General features: G+C 69.7%; 19 protein-coding genes. 10 read left to right on the top strand and 9 right to left on the bottom strand.

The genetic code is table 11. The features are described 5' to 3' along the window. The first annotated feature begins 20 nt into the window (after positions 1 to 20). Positions 21 to 257 (top strand): DUF3039 domain-containing protein, encoded by a 237-nt coding sequence (locus CKW28_RS13535; protein WP_003926782.1) that lies wholly within the window; start codon positions 21 to 23, stop codon positions 255 to 257. Here the strand turns inward: CKW28_RS13535 and CKW28_RS13530 are convergent. Beyond that, positions 247 to 1,269 carry a YihY/virulence factor BrkB family protein gene (locus CKW28_RS13530; RefSeq protein WP_003926781.1) on the bottom strand — a complete coding sequence of 341 codons (1,023 nt, stop codon included), beginning with the start codon at positions 1,267 to 1,269 and terminating at the stop codon, positions 247 to 249. The genes CKW28_RS13535 and CKW28_RS13530 overlap by 11 nt on opposite strands. Positions 1,270 to 1,356: 87 nt before the next feature. After that, complete coding sequence (locus CKW28_RS13525) at positions 1,357 to 1,548, bottom strand: DUF7455 domain-containing protein (protein ID WP_003926780.1); 192 nt, start codon at positions 1,546 to 1,548, stop codon at positions 1,357 to 1,359. A gap of 169 nt (positions 1,549 to 1,717) precedes the next feature. Here CKW28_RS13525 and CKW28_RS13520 point away from each other — a divergent pair, with 169 nt between their 5' ends. Then, positions 1,718 to 2,080, top strand: a complete 363-nt coding sequence (locus CKW28_RS13520) for a DUF952 domain-containing protein (protein ID WP_003926779.1) — start codon at positions 1,718 to 1,720, stop codon at positions 2,078 to 2,080. Between the two features lie 54 nt (positions 2,081 to 2,134). On the opposite strand, the gene CKW28_RS13515 is transcribed toward CKW28_RS13520, so the two are convergent. Together CKW28_RS13515 and ppgK are read right to left on the bottom strand one after the other, a co-directional pair. Continuing rightward, positions 2,135 to 3,724 (bottom strand): RNA polymerase sigma factor, encoded by a 1,590-nt coding sequence (locus CKW28_RS13515; RefSeq protein ID WP_081475546.1) that lies wholly within the window; start codon positions 3,722 to 3,724, stop codon positions 2,135 to 2,137. A 127-nt stretch (positions 3,725 to 3,851) separates the two neighbouring features. Next, positions 3,852 to 4,673 (bottom strand): polyphosphate--glucose phosphotransferase, encoded by an 822-nt coding sequence (ppgK, locus tag CKW28_RS13510; protein ID WP_003926777.1) that lies wholly within the window; start codon positions 4,671 to 4,673, stop codon positions 3,852 to 3,854. 113 nt (positions 4,674 to 4,786) lie between these two features. Between ppgK and CKW28_RS13505 the strand changes: the two genes are divergently transcribed. After that, positions 4,787 to 5,659: an inositol monophosphatase family protein gene (locus CKW28_RS13505; protein WP_003926776.1), complete on the top strand. Its 873-nt coding sequence runs from the start codon at positions 4,787 to 4,789 to the stop codon at positions 5,657 to 5,659. 63 nt (positions 5,660 to 5,722) lie between these two features. Here CKW28_RS13505 and cei read toward each other — a convergent pair whose 3' ends face one another. Further along, the gene (gene cei / locus CKW28_RS13500; protein WP_003926775.1) at positions 5,723 to 6,373 is read right to left on the bottom strand and encodes an envelope integrity protein Cei; all 651 of its coding nucleotides are present in this window, start codon (positions 6,371 to 6,373) and stop codon (positions 5,723 to 5,725) included. A gap of 161 nt (positions 6,374 to 6,534) precedes the next feature. Between cei and CKW28_RS13495 the strand changes: the two genes are divergently transcribed. Continuing rightward, positions 6,535 to 6,837 (top strand): DUF4193 domain-containing protein, encoded by a 303-nt coding sequence (locus CKW28_RS13495; protein WP_003926774.1) that lies wholly within the window; start codon positions 6,535 to 6,537, stop codon positions 6,835 to 6,837. An 11-nt stretch (positions 6,838 to 6,848) separates the two neighbouring features. Here the strand turns inward: CKW28_RS13495 and CKW28_RS13490 are convergent, their stop codons facing one another. Next, entirely contained in the window at positions 6,849 to 7,337 is a 489-nt protein-coding gene (locus CKW28_RS13490) for a DUF3093 domain-containing protein (RefSeq protein ID WP_040547310.1), read from the bottom strand. Positions 7,338 to 7,379: 42 nt separating this feature from the next. Here CKW28_RS13490 and dut point away from each other — a divergent pair, with 42 nt between their 5' ends. Both dut and CKW28_RS13480 read left to right on the top strand, forming a co-directional pair. Beyond that, the gene (dut, locus tag CKW28_RS13485; RefSeq protein ID WP_003926772.1) at positions 7,380 to 7,844 is read left to right on the top strand and encodes a dUTP diphosphatase; all 465 of its coding nucleotides are present in this window, start codon (positions 7,380 to 7,382) and stop codon (positions 7,842 to 7,844) included. After that, positions 7,844 to 8,626: a DUF3710 domain-containing protein gene (locus CKW28_RS13480; RefSeq protein ID WP_003926771.1), complete on the top strand. Its 783-nt coding sequence runs from the start codon at positions 7,844 to 7,846 to the stop codon at positions 8,624 to 8,626. Before dut ends, CKW28_RS13480 begins: the two co-directional genes overlap by 1 nt. On the opposite strand, the gene CKW28_RS13475 is transcribed toward CKW28_RS13480, so the two are convergent. Then, positions 8,627 to 9,382 (bottom strand): serine aminopeptidase domain-containing protein, encoded by a 756-nt coding sequence (locus CKW28_RS13475; protein WP_003926770.1) that lies wholly within the window; start codon positions 9,380 to 9,382, stop codon positions 8,627 to 8,629. A gap of 178 nt (positions 9,383 to 9,560) precedes the next feature. On the opposite strand from CKW28_RS13475, the gene CKW28_RS13470 reads away from it, so the two are divergent. After that, positions 9,561 to 9,932, top strand: a complete 372-nt coding sequence (locus CKW28_RS13470) for an OB-fold nucleic acid binding domain-containing protein (protein ID WP_003926769.1) — start codon at positions 9,561 to 9,563, stop codon at positions 9,930 to 9,932. Between the two features lie 86 nt (positions 9,933 to 10,018). Beyond that, positions 10,019 to 10,633 carry a DUF3159 domain-containing protein gene (locus tag CKW28_RS13465; protein WP_081475572.1) on the top strand — a complete coding sequence of 205 codons (615 nt, stop codon included), beginning with the start codon at positions 10,019 to 10,021 and terminating at the stop codon, positions 10,631 to 10,633. 4 nt (positions 10,634 to 10,637) lie between these two features. Here the strand turns inward: CKW28_RS13465 and CKW28_RS13460 are convergent, their stop codons facing one another. Beyond that, positions 10,638 to 11,303: a potassium channel family protein gene (locus CKW28_RS13460; protein WP_003926767.1), complete on the bottom strand. Its 666-nt coding sequence runs from the start codon at positions 11,301 to 11,303 to the stop codon at positions 10,638 to 10,640. Further along, positions 11,303 to 11,974 (bottom strand): potassium channel family protein, encoded by a 672-nt coding sequence (locus CKW28_RS13455; RefSeq protein WP_040547308.1) that lies wholly within the window; start codon positions 11,972 to 11,974, stop codon positions 11,303 to 11,305. The genes CKW28_RS13460 and CKW28_RS13455 overlap by 1 nt, the downstream gene beginning before the upstream one ends. A gap of 111 nt (positions 11,975 to 12,085) precedes the next feature. Here CKW28_RS13455 and CKW28_RS13450 point away from each other — a divergent pair, with 111 nt between their 5' ends. Beyond that, positions 12,086 to 14,083 carry an APC family permease gene (locus CKW28_RS13450; protein WP_003926765.1) on the top strand — a complete coding sequence of 666 codons (1,998 nt, stop codon included), beginning with the start codon at positions 12,086 to 12,088 and terminating at the stop codon, positions 14,081 to 14,083. Further along, positions 14,080 to 15,300, top strand: coding sequence for a class I SAM-dependent RNA methyltransferase (locus CKW28_RS13445; RefSeq protein WP_003926764.1), 1,221 nt, complete (start codon positions 14,080 to 14,082; stop codon positions 15,298 to 15,300). Before CKW28_RS13450 ends, CKW28_RS13445 begins: the two co-directional genes overlap by 4 nt. Positions 15,301 to 15,326: the final 26 nt, after the last annotated feature.

The following is a 15,326-nucleotide window of genomic DNA, read 5'->3' as shown; positions in this document are numbered from 1 at the left end:
GGCGGGGCAGAATAGAGGTCATGCAGACCCAGACCATCGAACGTACCGACACCGAGGAACGCGTCGACGACGGCACCGGTAGTGACATCCCGAAGTACTTCCACTACGTCAAGAAGGACAAGATCGCCGAGAGCGCGGTGCTGGGTACCCACGTGGTCGCGCTGTGCGGCGAGGTGTTCCCCGTCACCCGCTCGCCCAAGCCGGGGTCACCGGTGTGTCCGGAGTGCAAACGGATCTACGAGCAGCTCAAGAAGTGACCGATCCGGCGTTCGGTGTGATCGGGGCTGACCTCTTCGGGGCGGGGCCCGGGGGCGAGGCGGGTGCCGGGGTGGCCGGCGCCGGTCCGCGCCCGTTCTCGATCCGCTCCTGAATCCGGCGGCGCAGGCGTTCGGTGCGGGTGCCGGGCGCGGGGAACTCCTCCTCGATCGCGGCGTTGAGTTCGGCGCCCAGCATGATCGCGAACCCCAGGAAGAACGCGAACAACAGGAACGCGATCGGGGTGGCGAGCGCGCCGTAGGTGTAGCCGGTACTGGTGATCCAGCCCAGATACACCCGCAGCCCGGCCGTCGCGATCATGAACACCGTGGCCGCGAGCACCGAACCCCACAACAGCCGGTGCGACGGCAGCGGTTTGGGCAACGACACCCGGTAGAGGATGTTGACCGCCACGATCAAGCTCAGCGCCAGCACCGGGTAGTAGCCGAACCGCAGGATGTCCGACCACTCGTCGGGCAGGAACTCGCCGATCTTGCGCGGCCCCAGGGCGAGCAGGGGTGCGGTGGCGATCGCGAAGAGCAGCATCGCCACGTACAGCCCCAGCGCATAGAAGCGTTGCCGCACCGGGTGACGCAGCGGCGACTGGTCGTGGGCCTCCACGATCGAGTCGACGAACGCCGAGATCGCCGACGACCCGGCCCACAGCGAGATGATGAAGCCGAGCGACACCACCTCACCGCGGGCGCCGGCCACGATGTCGTGGACCGTCGGCTCCAGGATCTCGGTCACCACATTCGACGAGAAGAACGTGTTGGCGGTGTTGAGCAGCCACTCCTCGATGCTCGGCAGCGTGGCCGGCCCGAACAGCGGGGCGATGTAGGCCAGGCTGCCGAGCATGCCGAGCAGCAACGGTGGCAGCGACAACGCGCACCAGAACGCCGCCTGGGCGGATTCGGAGAAGATCGAATCGTCCCAGCTCTTCGTCAACGTCCGCCGGGTGATGCGGCGGACATGGTGACGAGACGGTCGCGCCGGTCGCACCTGGTCAGTCATGACCCGTTCAGGATTACCCACGAATCGGGCCGCGCCGCGGTTTACGCCCCGGCGAGTTGCCGATCACCTGACCCGGTGCCGCGGCGATCACGATTCGATCGGGCTGACCTCCAGCACCGCCGACATCTCGATCAGCTTCGCTTCGTGCTTGTTGGCGTGATGCTTGCAGAAGAACAACTCGGCGCCGGACGGAAGCTTGGCCCGAACGCGAGCGGCCGCGCCGCAGCGGTCACACCGGTCAGCTCTGGTCAGCTCGGGACTGGTCAGAGTTGCGTTCATGGCTCCTCCATCCTCCTGCCGATTGTGCAGGCGCCGTATCGTCCGTCGTTCGGTCCGACACGTATCTCTACTGTCTCAGACGAAACAGATTCCCGCGTTGTTCCCCCGCGCGCACGGATGTGTCGTGTCTCACCTGTGCGCCGGGGATCTCGACCGGCAGGCTGACAGCATGGATCAGCCCGCAGCGGTTCTGCTGCACCTGTGCAGTGCGGAGGATTGGCGACGCGCGCAAGCGCTCGGCGAGTACCGGCCGGAGTCGTTGACCACTGAGGGGTTCGTGCACCTGTCGACACCGGCGCAGGTGCATCTGCCGGCGAACCGGCTGTACGCCGGTCGCACCGACCTGGTGCTGCTGCACATAGATCCCGCACGGCTGACTTCTCCGATCCGCTGGGAGCCCGGCGTCCCGTCCGATCCCGCAGGTATGGCGTTCCCACACCTGTATGGATCTGTACCCACTTTCGCGGTGTTCAACGTGACGAGTTACCGGCCCGGTGCGGACGGCCGATTCCCGCTCCTGACCGAGCCGTGACGGGGTGAAACCCACCCCGGCAGCGGCTGATTCGGACCGGGCGGTGCGGGTGACTCAGTCCAGATAGTCGCGCAGGACCTGAGAACGGCTCGGGTGGCGCAGCTTGCTCATGGTCTTCGACTCGATCTGGCGGATGCGTTCGCGGGTGACGCCGTACACCTGGCCGATCTCATCGAGGGTGCGCGGCTGGCCGTCGGTCAGCCCGAAGCGCAACCGAACCACCCCGGCCTCACGTTCCGAGAGCGTCTCGAGCACCGACTGCAGCTGATCCTGCAGCAGCGTGAAGCTCACCGCGTCGACGGCCACCACGGCCTCGGAGTCCTCGATGAAATCGCCCAGTTGGCTGTCGCCCTCGTCGCCGATGGTCTGGTCCAGTGAGATGGGCTCCCGCGCGTACTGCTGGATCTCCAGCACCTTCTCCGGCGTGATGTCCATCTCCTTGGCGAGCTCCTCGGGGGTGGGCTCGCGGCCGAGGTCCTGCAGCAGCTCACGCTGGATGCGGCCGAGCTTGTTGATGACCTCGACCATGTGCACCGGGATCCGGATGGTGCGGGCCTGGTCGGCCATGGCGCGGGTGATGGCCTGGCGGATCCACCAGGTGGCGTAGGTGGAGAACTTGTAGCCCTTGGTGTAGTCGAACTTCTCCACCGCGCGGATCAGGCCCAGGTTGCCCTCCTGGATGAGGTCCAGGAACGCCATGCCCCGTCCGGTGTAGCGCTTGGCCAGCGACACCACCAGGCGCAGGTTCGCCTCCAGCAGATGGTTTTTCGCGCGCTCGCCGTCGCGGCAGATCCACTGCATGTCGCGACGCAGCTGGGTCGGGATCTTCTCGCCCTTCTCGGCGTACTCGGCCAGCTTCTGGGCGGCGAACAGCCCGGCCTCGATCCGCTTGGCGAGGTCGACCTCCTCCTCGGCGTTGAGCAGCGCGACCTTGCCGATCTGCTTGAGGTAGGCGCGCACCGAGTCCGCGGAAGCCGTCAGCTCGGCGTCCTTGCGGGCCTGCCGCAACGCCTCGGACTCCTCCTCGTCCCAGACGAAATCGCCCGACGCCTTGTCCTTCTCCGACGGTTCGTCGATCTCGTCGTCGTCCTCGTCGTCGTCATCCTCGGCGGTCGCCTCGGTGGCGTCGTCCTCGTCGTCGACGTCGATGTCGGTCAGGTCCAGGTCGGCCTCGTCGATGTCCTCGGCTACGTCGGGTTCGATGTCGACCGCGTCGACGTCGTCGACCAGGGTCTCGTCGGCGTCCTTCTTGGTGCGGGCACGGGTGTTCGCAGCGCCGGACTTGGCGCGAGTGGTCTTACCGGCCGCCTTGGCCGCGGACTTGGTCGCCTTGGTGGCCGTCGATTTGGTGGCCTTCGTGGCTTTGGTGGCCCGGCTCTTGGTCGCCGAGCCCGACTCGCTCTTGGTTCGGCTGGACTTGGCGGCCCGCTTGGCCGGCGCCGACCCGTTCCCACTCTTGGTCGTGCCGCTCGCACTCTTGGTTGCGGCTGCCTTCTTCGCGGGAGTCTTGGTAGCGGTGCGCTTCGGCTCGTCTGTTGCCGGGCTTGCCTCTGTCGCTGCCACGTACACCCTTTCCTCTTGCGTGCTCCGGTGGCGCGGGCACCCACTCGCGGTAAGCGTGCACCACCGAAAAGCGTCACATATGTCGAATGTTGGCGTCCCTATCAGGTCTGATATTCGCCGCTATTCGGTAGGCGGCCGCCGACGACCATTGTAACGATCGCCCGCATCAACCGTGGCCGGAGCGGCGTGTCGCAGGTCGGGCGGGCCGTCACATACTGCGCGACGCCGCCGTCGTCGCGGTGACGTCGAACTCCGCGGCCATCGCCGCCCCGACGATTCCGGCCGTGTTGCGCAACGCGGCCGGAACCACCGGGGTGCGGTTCTCGAGCAGCGGCACCCACTTCTCGGCCTTGCGGCTGATACCGCCACCGACGATGAACAGATCCGGCCAGATCGCGTTCTCGATGGCGATCAGCACCTTGGTCACCTCGGTGGTCCACCGCTTGTAGCTCCAGTCGTTGCGTTCCTTGACCGACGAGGCGGCCCGGTGCTCGGCCTCCATGCCCCCGACCTCGATATGGCCGAACTCGGTGTTGGGCAGCAGCACGCCGTTGTGGATGACCGCCGAGCCGATCCCGGTGCCGAACGTCAGCAACACCACGACCCCGTCCTGATCCCGCCCGGCGCCGTACCGTTCCTCGGCGATTCCGGCCGCATCGGCGTCGTTGAGCACGGTGACCGGTTGGCCGTCGAGCTCACGTTCGAGCACCGAACGCACGTTGGTGCCGAGCCACGACTTGTCGACGTTGGCCGCGGTGTGCGCGACACCGTCGATCACCACCCCCGGGTAGGTCACGCCGAGCCGGCCGGTCCAGCCGAACTCCCGCACCACCGCGGCGACCGTCTCCGCGACGGCGTCCGGGAGGGCCGGCTGGGGGGTGGGCAGCTTGTACCGGTCGCCGATCAGCCGGCCGGTGTTGAGGTCGACGACGCCGCCCTTGACACCGCTGCCGCCGATGTCGATGCCGAACGCGCGCCGCTCCGCGCCGTCGGCGGCCGGCGGGGTGACGGATGAATCGGTGGCGGTCATCTCTGGCTCCTCGTACCGGGCTCCTGGCAGCAAGCCCCGCTACGGGGCAATCGCGTCTGCCACCTTAGTAGGCCGGCGCGGACATATTTGGTGCGAAGTGGTGCGATATCCCCATGACGTCTGCACCTGTTGACCTGACCGAACTGCGGGCGGTGGCCGAACGGCTGGCGGCCGAGGCCGCCGACTTCGTCCGCCGCCGCCGCGCCGAGGTGTTCGGCGACACCGGCGCCACCGGAGCGTCCACCGGGTCCGCCACCGAATCCGGGCCGGCGGTGCGGTCGAAGAGCACACCCACCGATCCGGTGACCATCGTCGACACCGAGACCGAACGGCTGCTGCGCGACCGGCTGACCCGGCTGCGGCCCGGCGAGCCGATCCTGGGCGAGGAGGGCGGCCAGTCCGGTGCGGCGGAGCGCGGCCGGCCGGTGTGGGTGCTCGACCCGATCGACGGCACGGTCAACTTCGTCTACGGCATCGAGGCGTACGCCGTCTCGGTGGGGGTGCAGATCGACGGCGAGTCGGTGGCCGGCGCCGTCGCCGACGTGGCCGCCGGGGCGGTGTACTCGGCGGCCCGCGGCCACGGGGCCCACCTGCACCGGGACGGGGTCACCCGCCGATTGCGCTGCAGCGCCGCCACCGAGCTGTCGATGGCACTGGTGGGAACGGGGTTCGCCTACTCGGCCGAGTTGCGCCGCAGCCAGGCCCGGATCGTGGCCACGCTGCTGCCCCGGGTCCGCGACATCCGGCGGATCGGTTCGTGCGCACTGGATCTGTGCATGGTCGCCGCCGGGCTGCTCGACGCCTACTACGAGGAAGGGGTGCAGGTCTGGGACTGGGCCGCCGCGGCGTTGATCGCCGCCGAGGCCGGGGCCCGGGTGCGGGTGCCGCCGCCGGAGCGGGTGGGCGAACCCGACGGCATGGTGACCGCCGCCGCGCCGGGTATCGACGCCGCCCTGCGGGACGCGTTGCGCGCCGCCGCGGGCTGACCACCGCACGGGGCCGGCTAGGCTCGAGCCGAGCCCCTGCTGCCAGGCCGTCCAACAGGTCGTCTAACAGGTTGTCGTGTGGATCCGTTCGAGCAACTCCGGATCGGGCGGAGCGGTGGCGTCCGGGCCCAGACTGGCCAGCACGGTTCTGATGTCGTCGCTGGAGCTCAGCTCCTCGAAGTCGGTGCCCAGCGCCAGGTCGACCACGGCGTCGGGGCGGCCGTCCTGGTACAGCTCGGTGCACGGGGCCACCAGCCACACCGCGGCAGCCGCATAGCGGCCCTCCAGCCCGAACCGGATCTGCCCCCGGCATTCCAGGCGCACGGCCGAGTACACCCCGTCGTTGGCGGCCTCGGGTTGGGCGAAGCCCAAATCGCCGAGGGCACCGGCGATCTCGGCGGCATGGCCGGCGCGTCCGGTGGCGTTGAGGACGCGGATCCTGGTGTCGGCGAGCCGGGCGGGAGCGATCTGCGACATCTCCTCCGGGTCGATCCGCTCGCCCAGCGACGGCGCCGGGGCGCCCTCGGCCGGCGGCGGAGGATTGCAGGCCTTCACCTCCTGGATATGGGTCGGCTGGTTCAGCGCGACCGACCACACCACCGCCGTGGCGACGGCCAGCACCGCGAACATGACGATCGCGGGCAGGAAATTACGACGTCGGAAGGGGCGACCGTGTTTGTCGAACGCGGTGCCGTCGGTGATGAGCGCGACCACTCCTGCACTGTAGAACCACCGTGCATCGGAAATCCCCACCCGACTCCACGCGCTGTGATATAACTCACACCCCCGGGTCGGTTATTAGGGCACGAATCATTTGGTTGACGCGTTCGACGCTGGTACAAAGCCTTGCTGCAACTGTTACGGAGGGGATGGCGATGGCTACCGACTATGACGCCCCACGGCGCACCGAGACCGATGACGTTTCCGAGGATTCCCTCGAGGAACTGAAGGCGCGGCGCAACGAGGCCCAGTCGGCCGTCGTTGACGTGGACGATTCGGAGACCGTCGAGTCCTACGAGCTGCCCGGCGCCGACCTCTCCGGCGAGGAACTGTCGGTTCGGGTGATCCCCAAGCAGGCCGACGAGTTCACCTGCTCGAGTTGTTTTCTGGTGCACCACCGCAGCCGGCTGGCCAGTGAGAAGAACGGCGTGATGCTCTGCACCGACTGCGCGGCCTGACCGTTGCCGGTTCATCCGCTGTCGCCGCCCAGTGCGGCCAGTACTCGATCCGGATGCCGGGTGCTGACCAACCAGTACGGTGTCGGATCGTCCGGGTCGTCGAGCACCACCAGCACCATCGGCCCGACCCAGGGGCGATGCACCACGTAGGCGGCCGGGTCCAGTTGCCGGCCCAGCGCGGCCGACTTGGCCGACGCCGGCACCTCGGCCATCCGGGAGATCACGCTGACCGGTAGGTGCGCGTCGCCCACCCACAGCTCGGTGTCGTCCGGTCCGGTGCCGACCACCCGCACCTCGAACCGGCCCAGCCACAGCAGCACCACCGCAGCCACCGCCGTCAACACCGCGTACGGCAACCAGACCGGCAGCTCGGGCGCCGCCTGGGTGACCGTCGCGGCCATCAGTGCGGCGAGCCCCAGCCCGGGCGGCCACCACCACCACGACACCCAGAGACGCTCGCGGTAGCGAACGGTTTGCGGGGTTGCGCGCGTGTCCGACACGCGGCCAAGACTAATCGCTGCCCCAGGGTAGTCTTTCTCGGCGTGTCCACCTCTCTGCCGATCGTGCGGCTGGACCGCGATCTGCCGATGCCGACCCGCGCACACCACGGTGATGCCGGTGTCGATCTGTTCAGCGCCGTCGACGTCGAGTTGGCGCCGCAGCAGCGCGCGCTGGTGCCCACCGGCATCGCGGTCGCGATCCCGGTGGGGATGGTGGGATTGATTCACCCGCGCTCCGGTCTGGCCGCCCGGCTGGGCCTGTCGATCGTCAACGCGCCGGGAACCGTCGACGCCGGTTACCGTGGCGAGATAAAGGTGGCACTGATCAATCTGGACCCCGAAACCCCGATCAGCGTGCGCCGCGGCGACCGGATCGCCCAGTTGCTGGTGCAGCGCGTGGAACTACCCGAGTTGGTGGAGGTGGCCTCATTCGACGAGGTTGGTCTGGCTGATACATCCCGTGGCGATGGTGGCTACGGTTCCTCCGGCGGACATGCGAGTTTGTGATGGCATTCGGTAAACGCAGACGTAAGGACAAGACCGGCGAGCGGGTCGTCGAACAGCAGACGGTCCCGGCCGAACCCGACGAGGTCGCCGGCCCCGGCGAGGACACCGAACTCGAGGGCCCGTTCGACATCGAGGACTTCGACGATCCGGCGACGGCCGCGGTGGCGCGGTTGGACCTGGGGTCGGTGCTGATCCCGACCCCGGCGACCGGGCAGGTGCAGGTCGAGCTCAACCAGGTCGGGGCGCCCAGCGCGGTGTGGGTGGTCACCCCGAACGGCCGGTTCACCATCGCGGCGTACGCGGCGCCCAAGAGCGCGGGGCTGTGGCGCGAGGTGGCCGCCGAACTGGCCGAGTCGCTGCGCAAGGACGCCACCGACGTGCGCATCGAAGACGGACCGTGGGGGCGTGAGGTGGTCGGCACCGCGCCCGGCCAGGCCAACGAGTCCGGCCAGCCGACCCTGGTGCGGTTCATCGGGGTGGACGGCTACCGCTGGATGATCCGCTGCGTGGTCAACGGAGCGGCCGACAAGATGCACGCCTTGGCGGAGGAAGCGCGAGATGCGCTGGCCGACACCGTGGTTCGGCGCGGTGACACCCCACTGCCGGTGCGTACCCCGTTGCCGGTCGAACTGCCGGAGCCGATGGCCGCCCAGTTGCGCGCCGCCGCCGCGCAGCAAGCCCAGCAGAGCGCACCGGCCCAGCAGCAGACCCAGCAGCCGGGGGCGCGGCGCACCCAGGGCTCGGCGATGCAGCAGCTGCGCAGCACGATCACCGGCGGCTGATCAGCGTTCGGCGCCCTCCACCGCCGTTGCGGTGCGGGCATCGGCCACCCCCTGCAGCGCGGCGACACATCCCGCGCCCAGCACCGACGGGTCGGCGCCCATCTCGGCGAGGGTGACGGTGCGCAGCGCCGCCCGCGGCGCGGCGGCCACCCAGGCCCGGGCCACCTCGATCGGATGGACCGGATCGTCTTCGGCGGCGACCGCCGCCAGCGGCACGGTGAGCCGTGCGAGTTCGGCGGTGGTGGGGGCGACATAGCCGGCAGCGGCCTCCATCGCCTCGGGCAGCGCAGGCCATTGTGCGGCCCAGGATCGGCTCAGTTCCTCGGCCAGCCAGGCCGGACTCGTCGCCCGCATCTGCGCGGTCGCCCCGGCCAGACCGTCCTCGCGTAGCCGGTGCGCCGAGTAGCGCGCGGCCGCGGCGGCCGGAGCGGTGTCGGGGGATCCGCTCCAGGCCGGCAGCGCCGCCAGCACCGCCACCACCCGGTCGGGATGGGCCAGCGCCCACTCCACCGCGACCGCGGCGCCGATCGACACCCCGCCCACCGCCATCCGGCCGCCCCGGCCGGCGATGTCGCGGGCGGCCTCGCCGAGCGCCTGTCGATACCCCTCGAGCAGCCGCTCCGGCTGCGGTGCCGGGGCGATGACGGTGGCACCCGCCGCCCGCAGCGGCGCGCCGAACGCGCGTCGCACATAGTCGTCGTCGGAACCGGTGCCGGGCAGCAGTACAGTCACCACGTCGCGCAGATCGACCGCCATTCCACCGATGGTGCCCGGCCGGTGTCGCGGCGCGCGGCCGGGGTACCGGAAAGGATGAGAACTCCAGGTGCGCGGCGCGCCCGGGCGGGCGTGGCGGGACGGCACCAAGAGGTCTACGGTGGCGGGTGATCTGGCGGGCAGACCACGATCACGGGCGATACGAAAGGGCAGGGACGCCATGGCCACGGCCGAAGGGTATCTGCGTCGGCTCACCCGGCGACTGACGGCAGATCCTGAAGAAATCGACGCCGCGGAACTCACCGACGAGGCGGAGAACACGGGGGCGCAGCGGGCGATCGACTGCCGCCGGGGCCAGGAAGTCACCATGATCGGGACCCTGCGCAGCGTGGAGACCGGCGGCAAGGCGTGCGCCGGCGGCGTCCGCGCCGAACTGTACGACGGCACCGACTCGGTGATGCTGGTCTGGCTCGGCCAGCGCCGGATCCCCGGCATCGAACCCGGCCGGAAACTGCGCGTACGCGGCCGGGTCGGCGAACTCGACAACGGAGCGAAAGCGATCTACAACCCGCACTACGAGATTCAGAAGTGAACCCGGCCGCAGACGAATCAGAGACCCGAACCGGCGACCAGCCACCCGAGAAGGCGACCGACGAGCGCTCCGTCGGCGCCCACACGATGCTGGAACAGATGGGCGGGTTCAGCGGCCTGATCTACTCGTCGCTACCGGTGGTGGCGTTCGTCCCGATCTCGAACATGTTCGGATTGACGTCCGCCATCGTGGCGGCGCTCGGCACCGCCGCGGCGATCCTGGTGTGGCGGCTGATCCGGCGCGAATCCGCCCAGCCCGCGATATCCGGTTTCTTCGGCGTCGGCGTCTGTGTGCTGATCGCCTACCTGATGGGCGAATCCAAGGGCTACTTCCTGTTGGGCATCTGGATGTCGCTGCTGTGGGCGGCGGTCTTCGGGGTGTCGGTGCTGATCCGCCGGCCGGTGGTCGGCTATCTGTGGGGCTGGCTCAGCGGGCACGGCGCCCACTGGCGCGGGGTGCGCCGAGCGGTGCTCGCGTTCGACATCGCGACCCTGACCTGGGTGCTGGTGTTCAGCTCCCGCTTTTTGGTGCAGCGGTACCTGTACGACGCCGACGAGACCGGCTGGCTGGGCGTGGCCCGCATCGCCATGGGGTGGCCGCTGACGGCGGTGGCCGCCCTGGTCACCTATCTGGCCATCCGCACCGCCCAACGCGCCCTCGAACACCACCGGGCCGCCGGCGGCGCGCCGGCCTCCGGCTGAGCGGTCACTGACGCGGCGGGCGCAGGATGATCTCCCGCAGTTCGTCCTCGACCTCGGCGACCGCCACGAACAGCAGCTCGTCACCGCCTTCCAGCGGCTCGTCGGGCTCCGGGACGATCACCCGCGGACCGCGCAGGATCGCCACCATGGCCGCATCCCGGGGCAGGTCCAGCCGGCGCACCGGCCGCCCACCCCAGGGCGTGTCGTCGGGCAGGGTGATCTCCACCAGGTTCGCCTGACCCTGCCGGAACTCCATCAGCCGCACCAGGTCGCCGACCGCCACCGCCTCCTCGACCAGCGACGCCAGCATGCGGGGGGTGGACACCGCCACGTCCACACCCCAGTTCTCGTCGAACAACCACTCGTTGCGCGGGTCGTTGACGCGGGCCACCACCCGCGACACGCCGAACTCGGTCTTGGCGAGCAGGCTGACCACCACGTTGGCCTTGTCGTCGCCGGTCGCCGCGATCACCACGTCGTATTGTTCCAGCCCCACCGACTCCAGCAGGCTCAACTCGCACGCATCACCGAGCCGCCACTCCGCACCCGGTATGACATCGGGCTCGAAATGGTCCGGATTGCGCTCCACGAGCAGCACCTCGTGGCTGGCGAGCAGTTCCCGCGCGATCGAACGGCCGACCGCGCCCGCGCCGGCGATCGCGACCTTCATCAGCCCTCCTCCGAGTCGGCGGGCGGCAACGCCGCGATGGCCAGCGCCTCGGCGATGCGACCGGACACCGCCGCCAGATATACCTGATCACTGGCCTGGATGACGGTGCGGCCGTCGGGCAGCAGCCCGCTGCCGAACCGGATCATGAACGCCACCCGTCCACCGGTGGCCGCCTCCAGATCCGCCACCGGCCGACCCACCCACTGCTCGTGCAGCGACAGTTCGGTGACGCCGACGTTGCCGGTGGGATCACGCCACAGCGCGGTCTCGGTCTCCTGGACGAGGATGTTGAGCAGCCGGTCGGTGGTCCACGGCACCGTCGCCACCGTCGGGATGCCCAGCCGCTCGTACACCGCGGCACGTTTCGCGTCGTAGATCCGGGCCACCACCCGGGGCACCCCGAACGTCTCCCGCGCCACCCGCGCCGAGATGATGTTGGAGTTGTCGCCGGAGGATACCGCGGCGAACGCGCCGGCCTCCTCGATCCCGGCACGCAGCAACACATCCCGGTCGAAGCCCATACCCACGATCCGTTCCCCGGAGAAGTCCGGGCTGAGCCGGTGAAACGCCGTGCTGTCCCGGTCGATCACCGCGACGTCGTGGCCGATCCGAGACAGGCTGTCGGACAGCATGGCGCCCACCCGACCGCATCCCATCACCACAATCCGCAACTAGATCCGTCCTTCCGGAAGCGAGTGGTCTCCTACCGTCGGCTCACCTGCGCACTGCGAACGCTACAGCTTTCCGGCGGCCGGTGGCCCCGGCGCTTAGTCTTGGCTCTCGTGTCCAAGGTTTCGACCGCTGCGCGGCGTCTGCTGCTCGGCCGGCCGTTCCGCAGCGACCGGCTGTCCCACACCCTGCTGCCCAAGCGGATCGCCCTTCCGGTGTTCGCCTCCGACGCGTTGTCCTCGGTGGCCTACGCCCCGGAGGAGATCTTCGTGGTGTTGTCGGTGGCGGGGGTGGCCGCCTATGCGATGACACCGTGGATCGGTCTGGCGATCGCCACCGTGATGGCGCTGGTGATCGCCAGTTACCGGCACACCGTGCAGGCCTATCCGTCCGGGGGCGGCGACTACGAGGTGGTCAGCACCAACCTGGGCCGCACCGCCGGGCTGACGGTGGCGGCCGCGCTGATGGTCGACTACGTGCTGACCGTCGCCGTGTCGATCTCGGCGGCGATGTCGAACATCGGGTCGGTGATCGGGTTCATCGGCGAGCACAAGGTGTGGTTCGCGGTCGCGGCGATTCTGCTGTTGGCGGCGATGAACCTGCGCGGAGTGCGCGAGTCCGGCACGGCGTTCGCCGTACCGACCTACGTGTTCGTCTTCGCCATGGTCGTCATGCTCGGCTGGGGGCTGATCCGGATCTACCTGTTCGACACGCCGTTGCGCGCCGAATCCGCCGCGTTCGAGATGATCCCCCCTGACGGCGAGATCGTCGGGTTCGCCCTGGTGTTCCTGGTGGCCCGGGCGTTCTCGTCCGGTTCGGCCGCGCTGACCGGTATCGAGGCGATCAGCAACGGTGTGCCGGCGTTCCGCAAACCCAAGGCGCGAAACGCCGCCACCACCCTGCTGGTGCTCGGTCTGATCGCGGTGCCGATGTTTCTGGGCACCGTCGTGCTGGCCGAGCGGACCGGGGTGCAGATCGCCGAACGCCCGCACGCACAGTTCGTCGGCGCGCCGCCGGACTATCAGCAGAAGACGCTGATCGCCCAGCTGGCGGGCGCGGTGTTCGACGGTTGGGGACCGGCCGTCCTGGCGACCGTCATCGCGGCGGCGCTGATCCTGCTGCTGGCGGCCAACACCGCGTTCAACGGATTCCCGGTGCTCGGCTCGATTCTGGCCCAGGACCGGTATCTGCCGCGACAGCTGCACACCCGCGGCGACCGGTTGGCGTTCTCCAACGGCATCCTGTTCCTGTCGCTGGTGGCCAGCGCCTTCGTGGTGGCGTTCGGCGCCGAGGTCAGCGCGCTGATCCAGCTCTACATCGTCGGGGTGTTCGTGTCGTTCACGTTCAGCCAGCTGGGCATGGTGCGGCACTGGACCCGGTCGTTGCGCGGCGAGACCGAGCCGGCGGTGCGCCGCACCATGCACCGGGCCCGGGCGGTCAACGCGGTCGGCTGCGTGGCCACCGGTTCGGTGCTGTTGGTGGTCGTGGTCACCAAGTTCGCCGCCGGCGCGTGGATGGCGATCCTGACCATGGCGGTGCTGTTCATGTTGATGCGACTCATCCACCGGCACTACGCGACGGTGGCTCGCGAACTCGACGAGCGGGCGGCCGCCGACGACGACGGGATGGTGCTGCCCAGCCGCAACCACGCCATCGTGCTGGTGTCGAATCTGCATCTGCCGACGCTGCGGGCGCTGGCCTACGCCCGCGCCACCCGGCCCGATGTGCTGGAGGCGGTCACCGTCAGCGTCGACGACGCGGAAACCCGCGAACTGGTACACAAGTGGGAGGAAAGCGATGTCACCGTGCCGCTCAAGGTGATCGCGTCACCGTACCGGGAAGTCACCCGGCCGGTACTGGACTATGTCAAACGGGTCACCAAGGAGTCACCCCGGACGGTGGTCACGGTGTTCATCCCCGAGTATGTGGTCGGCCACTGGTGGGAACAGTTGCTGCACAACCAGAGTGCGCTGCGGCTCAAGGGCCGGCTGCTGTTCATGCCGAACGTGATGGTGACATCGGTTCCCTGGCAACTCAGTTCGTCGGAGCGGCGCCGCAAGCTGCAGCCGCAGTGGGCTCCCGGCGACGCCCGGCGGGGGTTTCTGGAATGACGTCCGATTCAGTGCTCTCCTCCGACACCGTGGTGACGTTGACCGTCGGTGCGCCCGCCAACGGCGGCAGCTGCGTGGCCCGCCACGACGGCCGGGTGGTGTTCGTGCGGTACGCGCTGCCCGGCGAGACGGTGCGGGCCCGAATCACCCGCGACCGCGGCTCCTACTGGCACGCCGAGACCGTCGAGGTGATCGACCCGTCCCCGGACCGGATCGCCCCGCTGTGCGCGATCGCCGGCGTCGACGGCGCCGGGTGCTGCGATCTGGCCTTCGCGACGCCGGAGGCGGTCCGCAGGCTCAAGGGCGAGGTGGTGGCCAATCAGCTCGCCCGGCTGGGCGGGTTCCGGTGGCGCGACGAGGCCGAGGCGGCGGCCGAACCGCTCGGCGCCGGTGAGCCGACGGGGTGGCGGACCCGGGTGCGGCTGGGCACCACCGCCGACGGCTACGCCGGATTCCACCGCTACCGCAGCAACGAGGTGGTCACCGACCTGCGGTGCGGCCAGTTGGCGCCGGGCATGCTCACCGGGCTGGATCAGGGTGGGTGGACCCCGGGCGCCCAGGTGCATGTCGCGGTCGACGACAACGACGACCGGCATGTGGTGCAGGTCGGTCCACGCCGCGGGCGCAGGAATCCCACCCAGGTGCGGTTCGGCCGCTACGAGGCGGTGCAGCGGGTGGGCGGCCGGGAGTGGCGGGTGCCGGTGACGGCGTTCTGGCAGGCGCACCGGGACGCCGCCCACAGCTACAGCGCGCTGGTGGCCGAATGGGCACAGCTGTCGCCGGGGATGACGGCGTGGGATCTGTACGGCGGCGCCGGGCTGTTCGCGGCGGTGCTCGCCGAGGCGGTGGGGGCCCACGGGCGGGTGCTCACCGTCGACACCGCCCCGGGCGCGTCCCGTGCGGCGCGCACCGCGCTGGCCGATCTGGGCTGTGTGTCGGTGGTGACCGATCCGGTGCGACGCGCCCTGAGCGCCGAACCGGACCGGGCCGACGTCGCGGTGCTGGATCCGCCGCGCACCGGCGCGGGCCGGGAGGTGATCGACCTGCTGGCCGCGGCCGAGGTGCCACGCATCATCCATATTGGTTGTGAGGCAGCGTCTTTCGCGCGCGACATCGGGCTGTATCGCGGCCACGGCTACACGGTGGAGGACTTGCGGGTGTTCGACTCGTTCCCGCTGACCCACCACGTCGAGTGCGTCGCGGTGCTCACCCGGTGAGCGACCGATCCCTCCCCGGTCCCCTA

The organism is Mycolicibacterium thermoresistibile (assembly GCF_900187065.1).
Classification (GTDB): Bacteria; Actinomycetota; Actinomycetes; order Mycobacteriales; family Mycobacteriaceae; genus Mycobacterium; species Mycobacterium thermoresistibile.
Note: the sequence above shows the minus strand (reverse complement) of the source record. Positions and strands in the feature narration are given on the sequence as shown.

Excerpts from the sequence above, each read along its gene's own strand:
- CKW28_RS13535 (WP_003926782.1), top strand. The coding sequence starts at position 21 with ATGCAGACCCAGACCATCGAACGTACCGACACCGAGGAACGCGTCGAC.
- CKW28_RS13530 (WP_003926781.1), bottom strand. The coding sequence starts at position 1,269 with ATGACTGACCAGGTGCGACCGGCGCGACCGTCTCGTCACCATGTCCGC.
- CKW28_RS13525 (WP_003926780.1), bottom strand. The coding sequence starts at position 1,548 with ATGAACGCAACTCTGACCAGTCCCGAGCTGACCAGAGCTGACCGGTGT.
- CKW28_RS13520 (WP_003926779.1), top strand. The coding sequence starts at position 1,718 with ATGGATCAGCCCGCAGCGGTTCTGCTGCACCTGTGCAGTGCGGAGGAT.
- ppgK (WP_003926777.1), bottom strand. The coding sequence starts at position 4,673 with ATGACCGCCACCGATTCATCCGTCACCCCGCCGGCCGCCGACGGCGCG.
- CKW28_RS13505 (WP_003926776.1), top strand. The coding sequence starts at position 4,787 with ATGACGTCTGCACCTGTTGACCTGACCGAACTGCGGGCGGTGGCCGAA.
- CKW28_RS13495 (WP_003926774.1), top strand. The coding sequence starts at position 6,535 with ATGGCTACCGACTATGACGCCCCACGGCGCACCGAGACCGATGACGTT.
- CKW28_RS13480 (WP_003926771.1), top strand. The coding sequence starts at position 7,844 with ATGGCATTCGGTAAACGCAGACGTAAGGACAAGACCGGCGAGCGGGTC.
- CKW28_RS13475 (WP_003926770.1), bottom strand. The coding sequence starts at position 9,382 with ATGGCGGTCGATCTGCGCGACGTGGTGACTGTACTGCTGCCCGGCACC.
- CKW28_RS13470 (WP_003926769.1), top strand. The coding sequence starts at position 9,561 with ATGGCCACGGCCGAAGGGTATCTGCGTCGGCTCACCCGGCGACTGACG.
- CKW28_RS13465 (WP_081475572.1), top strand. The coding sequence starts at position 10,019 with ATGCTGGAACAGATGGGCGGGTTCAGCGGCCTGATCTACTCGTCGCTA.
- CKW28_RS13460 (WP_003926767.1), bottom strand. The coding sequence starts at position 11,303 with ATGAAGGTCGCGATCGCCGGCGCGGGCGCGGTCGGCCGTTCGATCGCG.
- CKW28_RS13445 (WP_003926764.1), top strand. The coding sequence starts at position 14,080 with ATGACGTCCGATTCAGTGCTCTCCTCCGACACCGTGGTGACGTTGACC.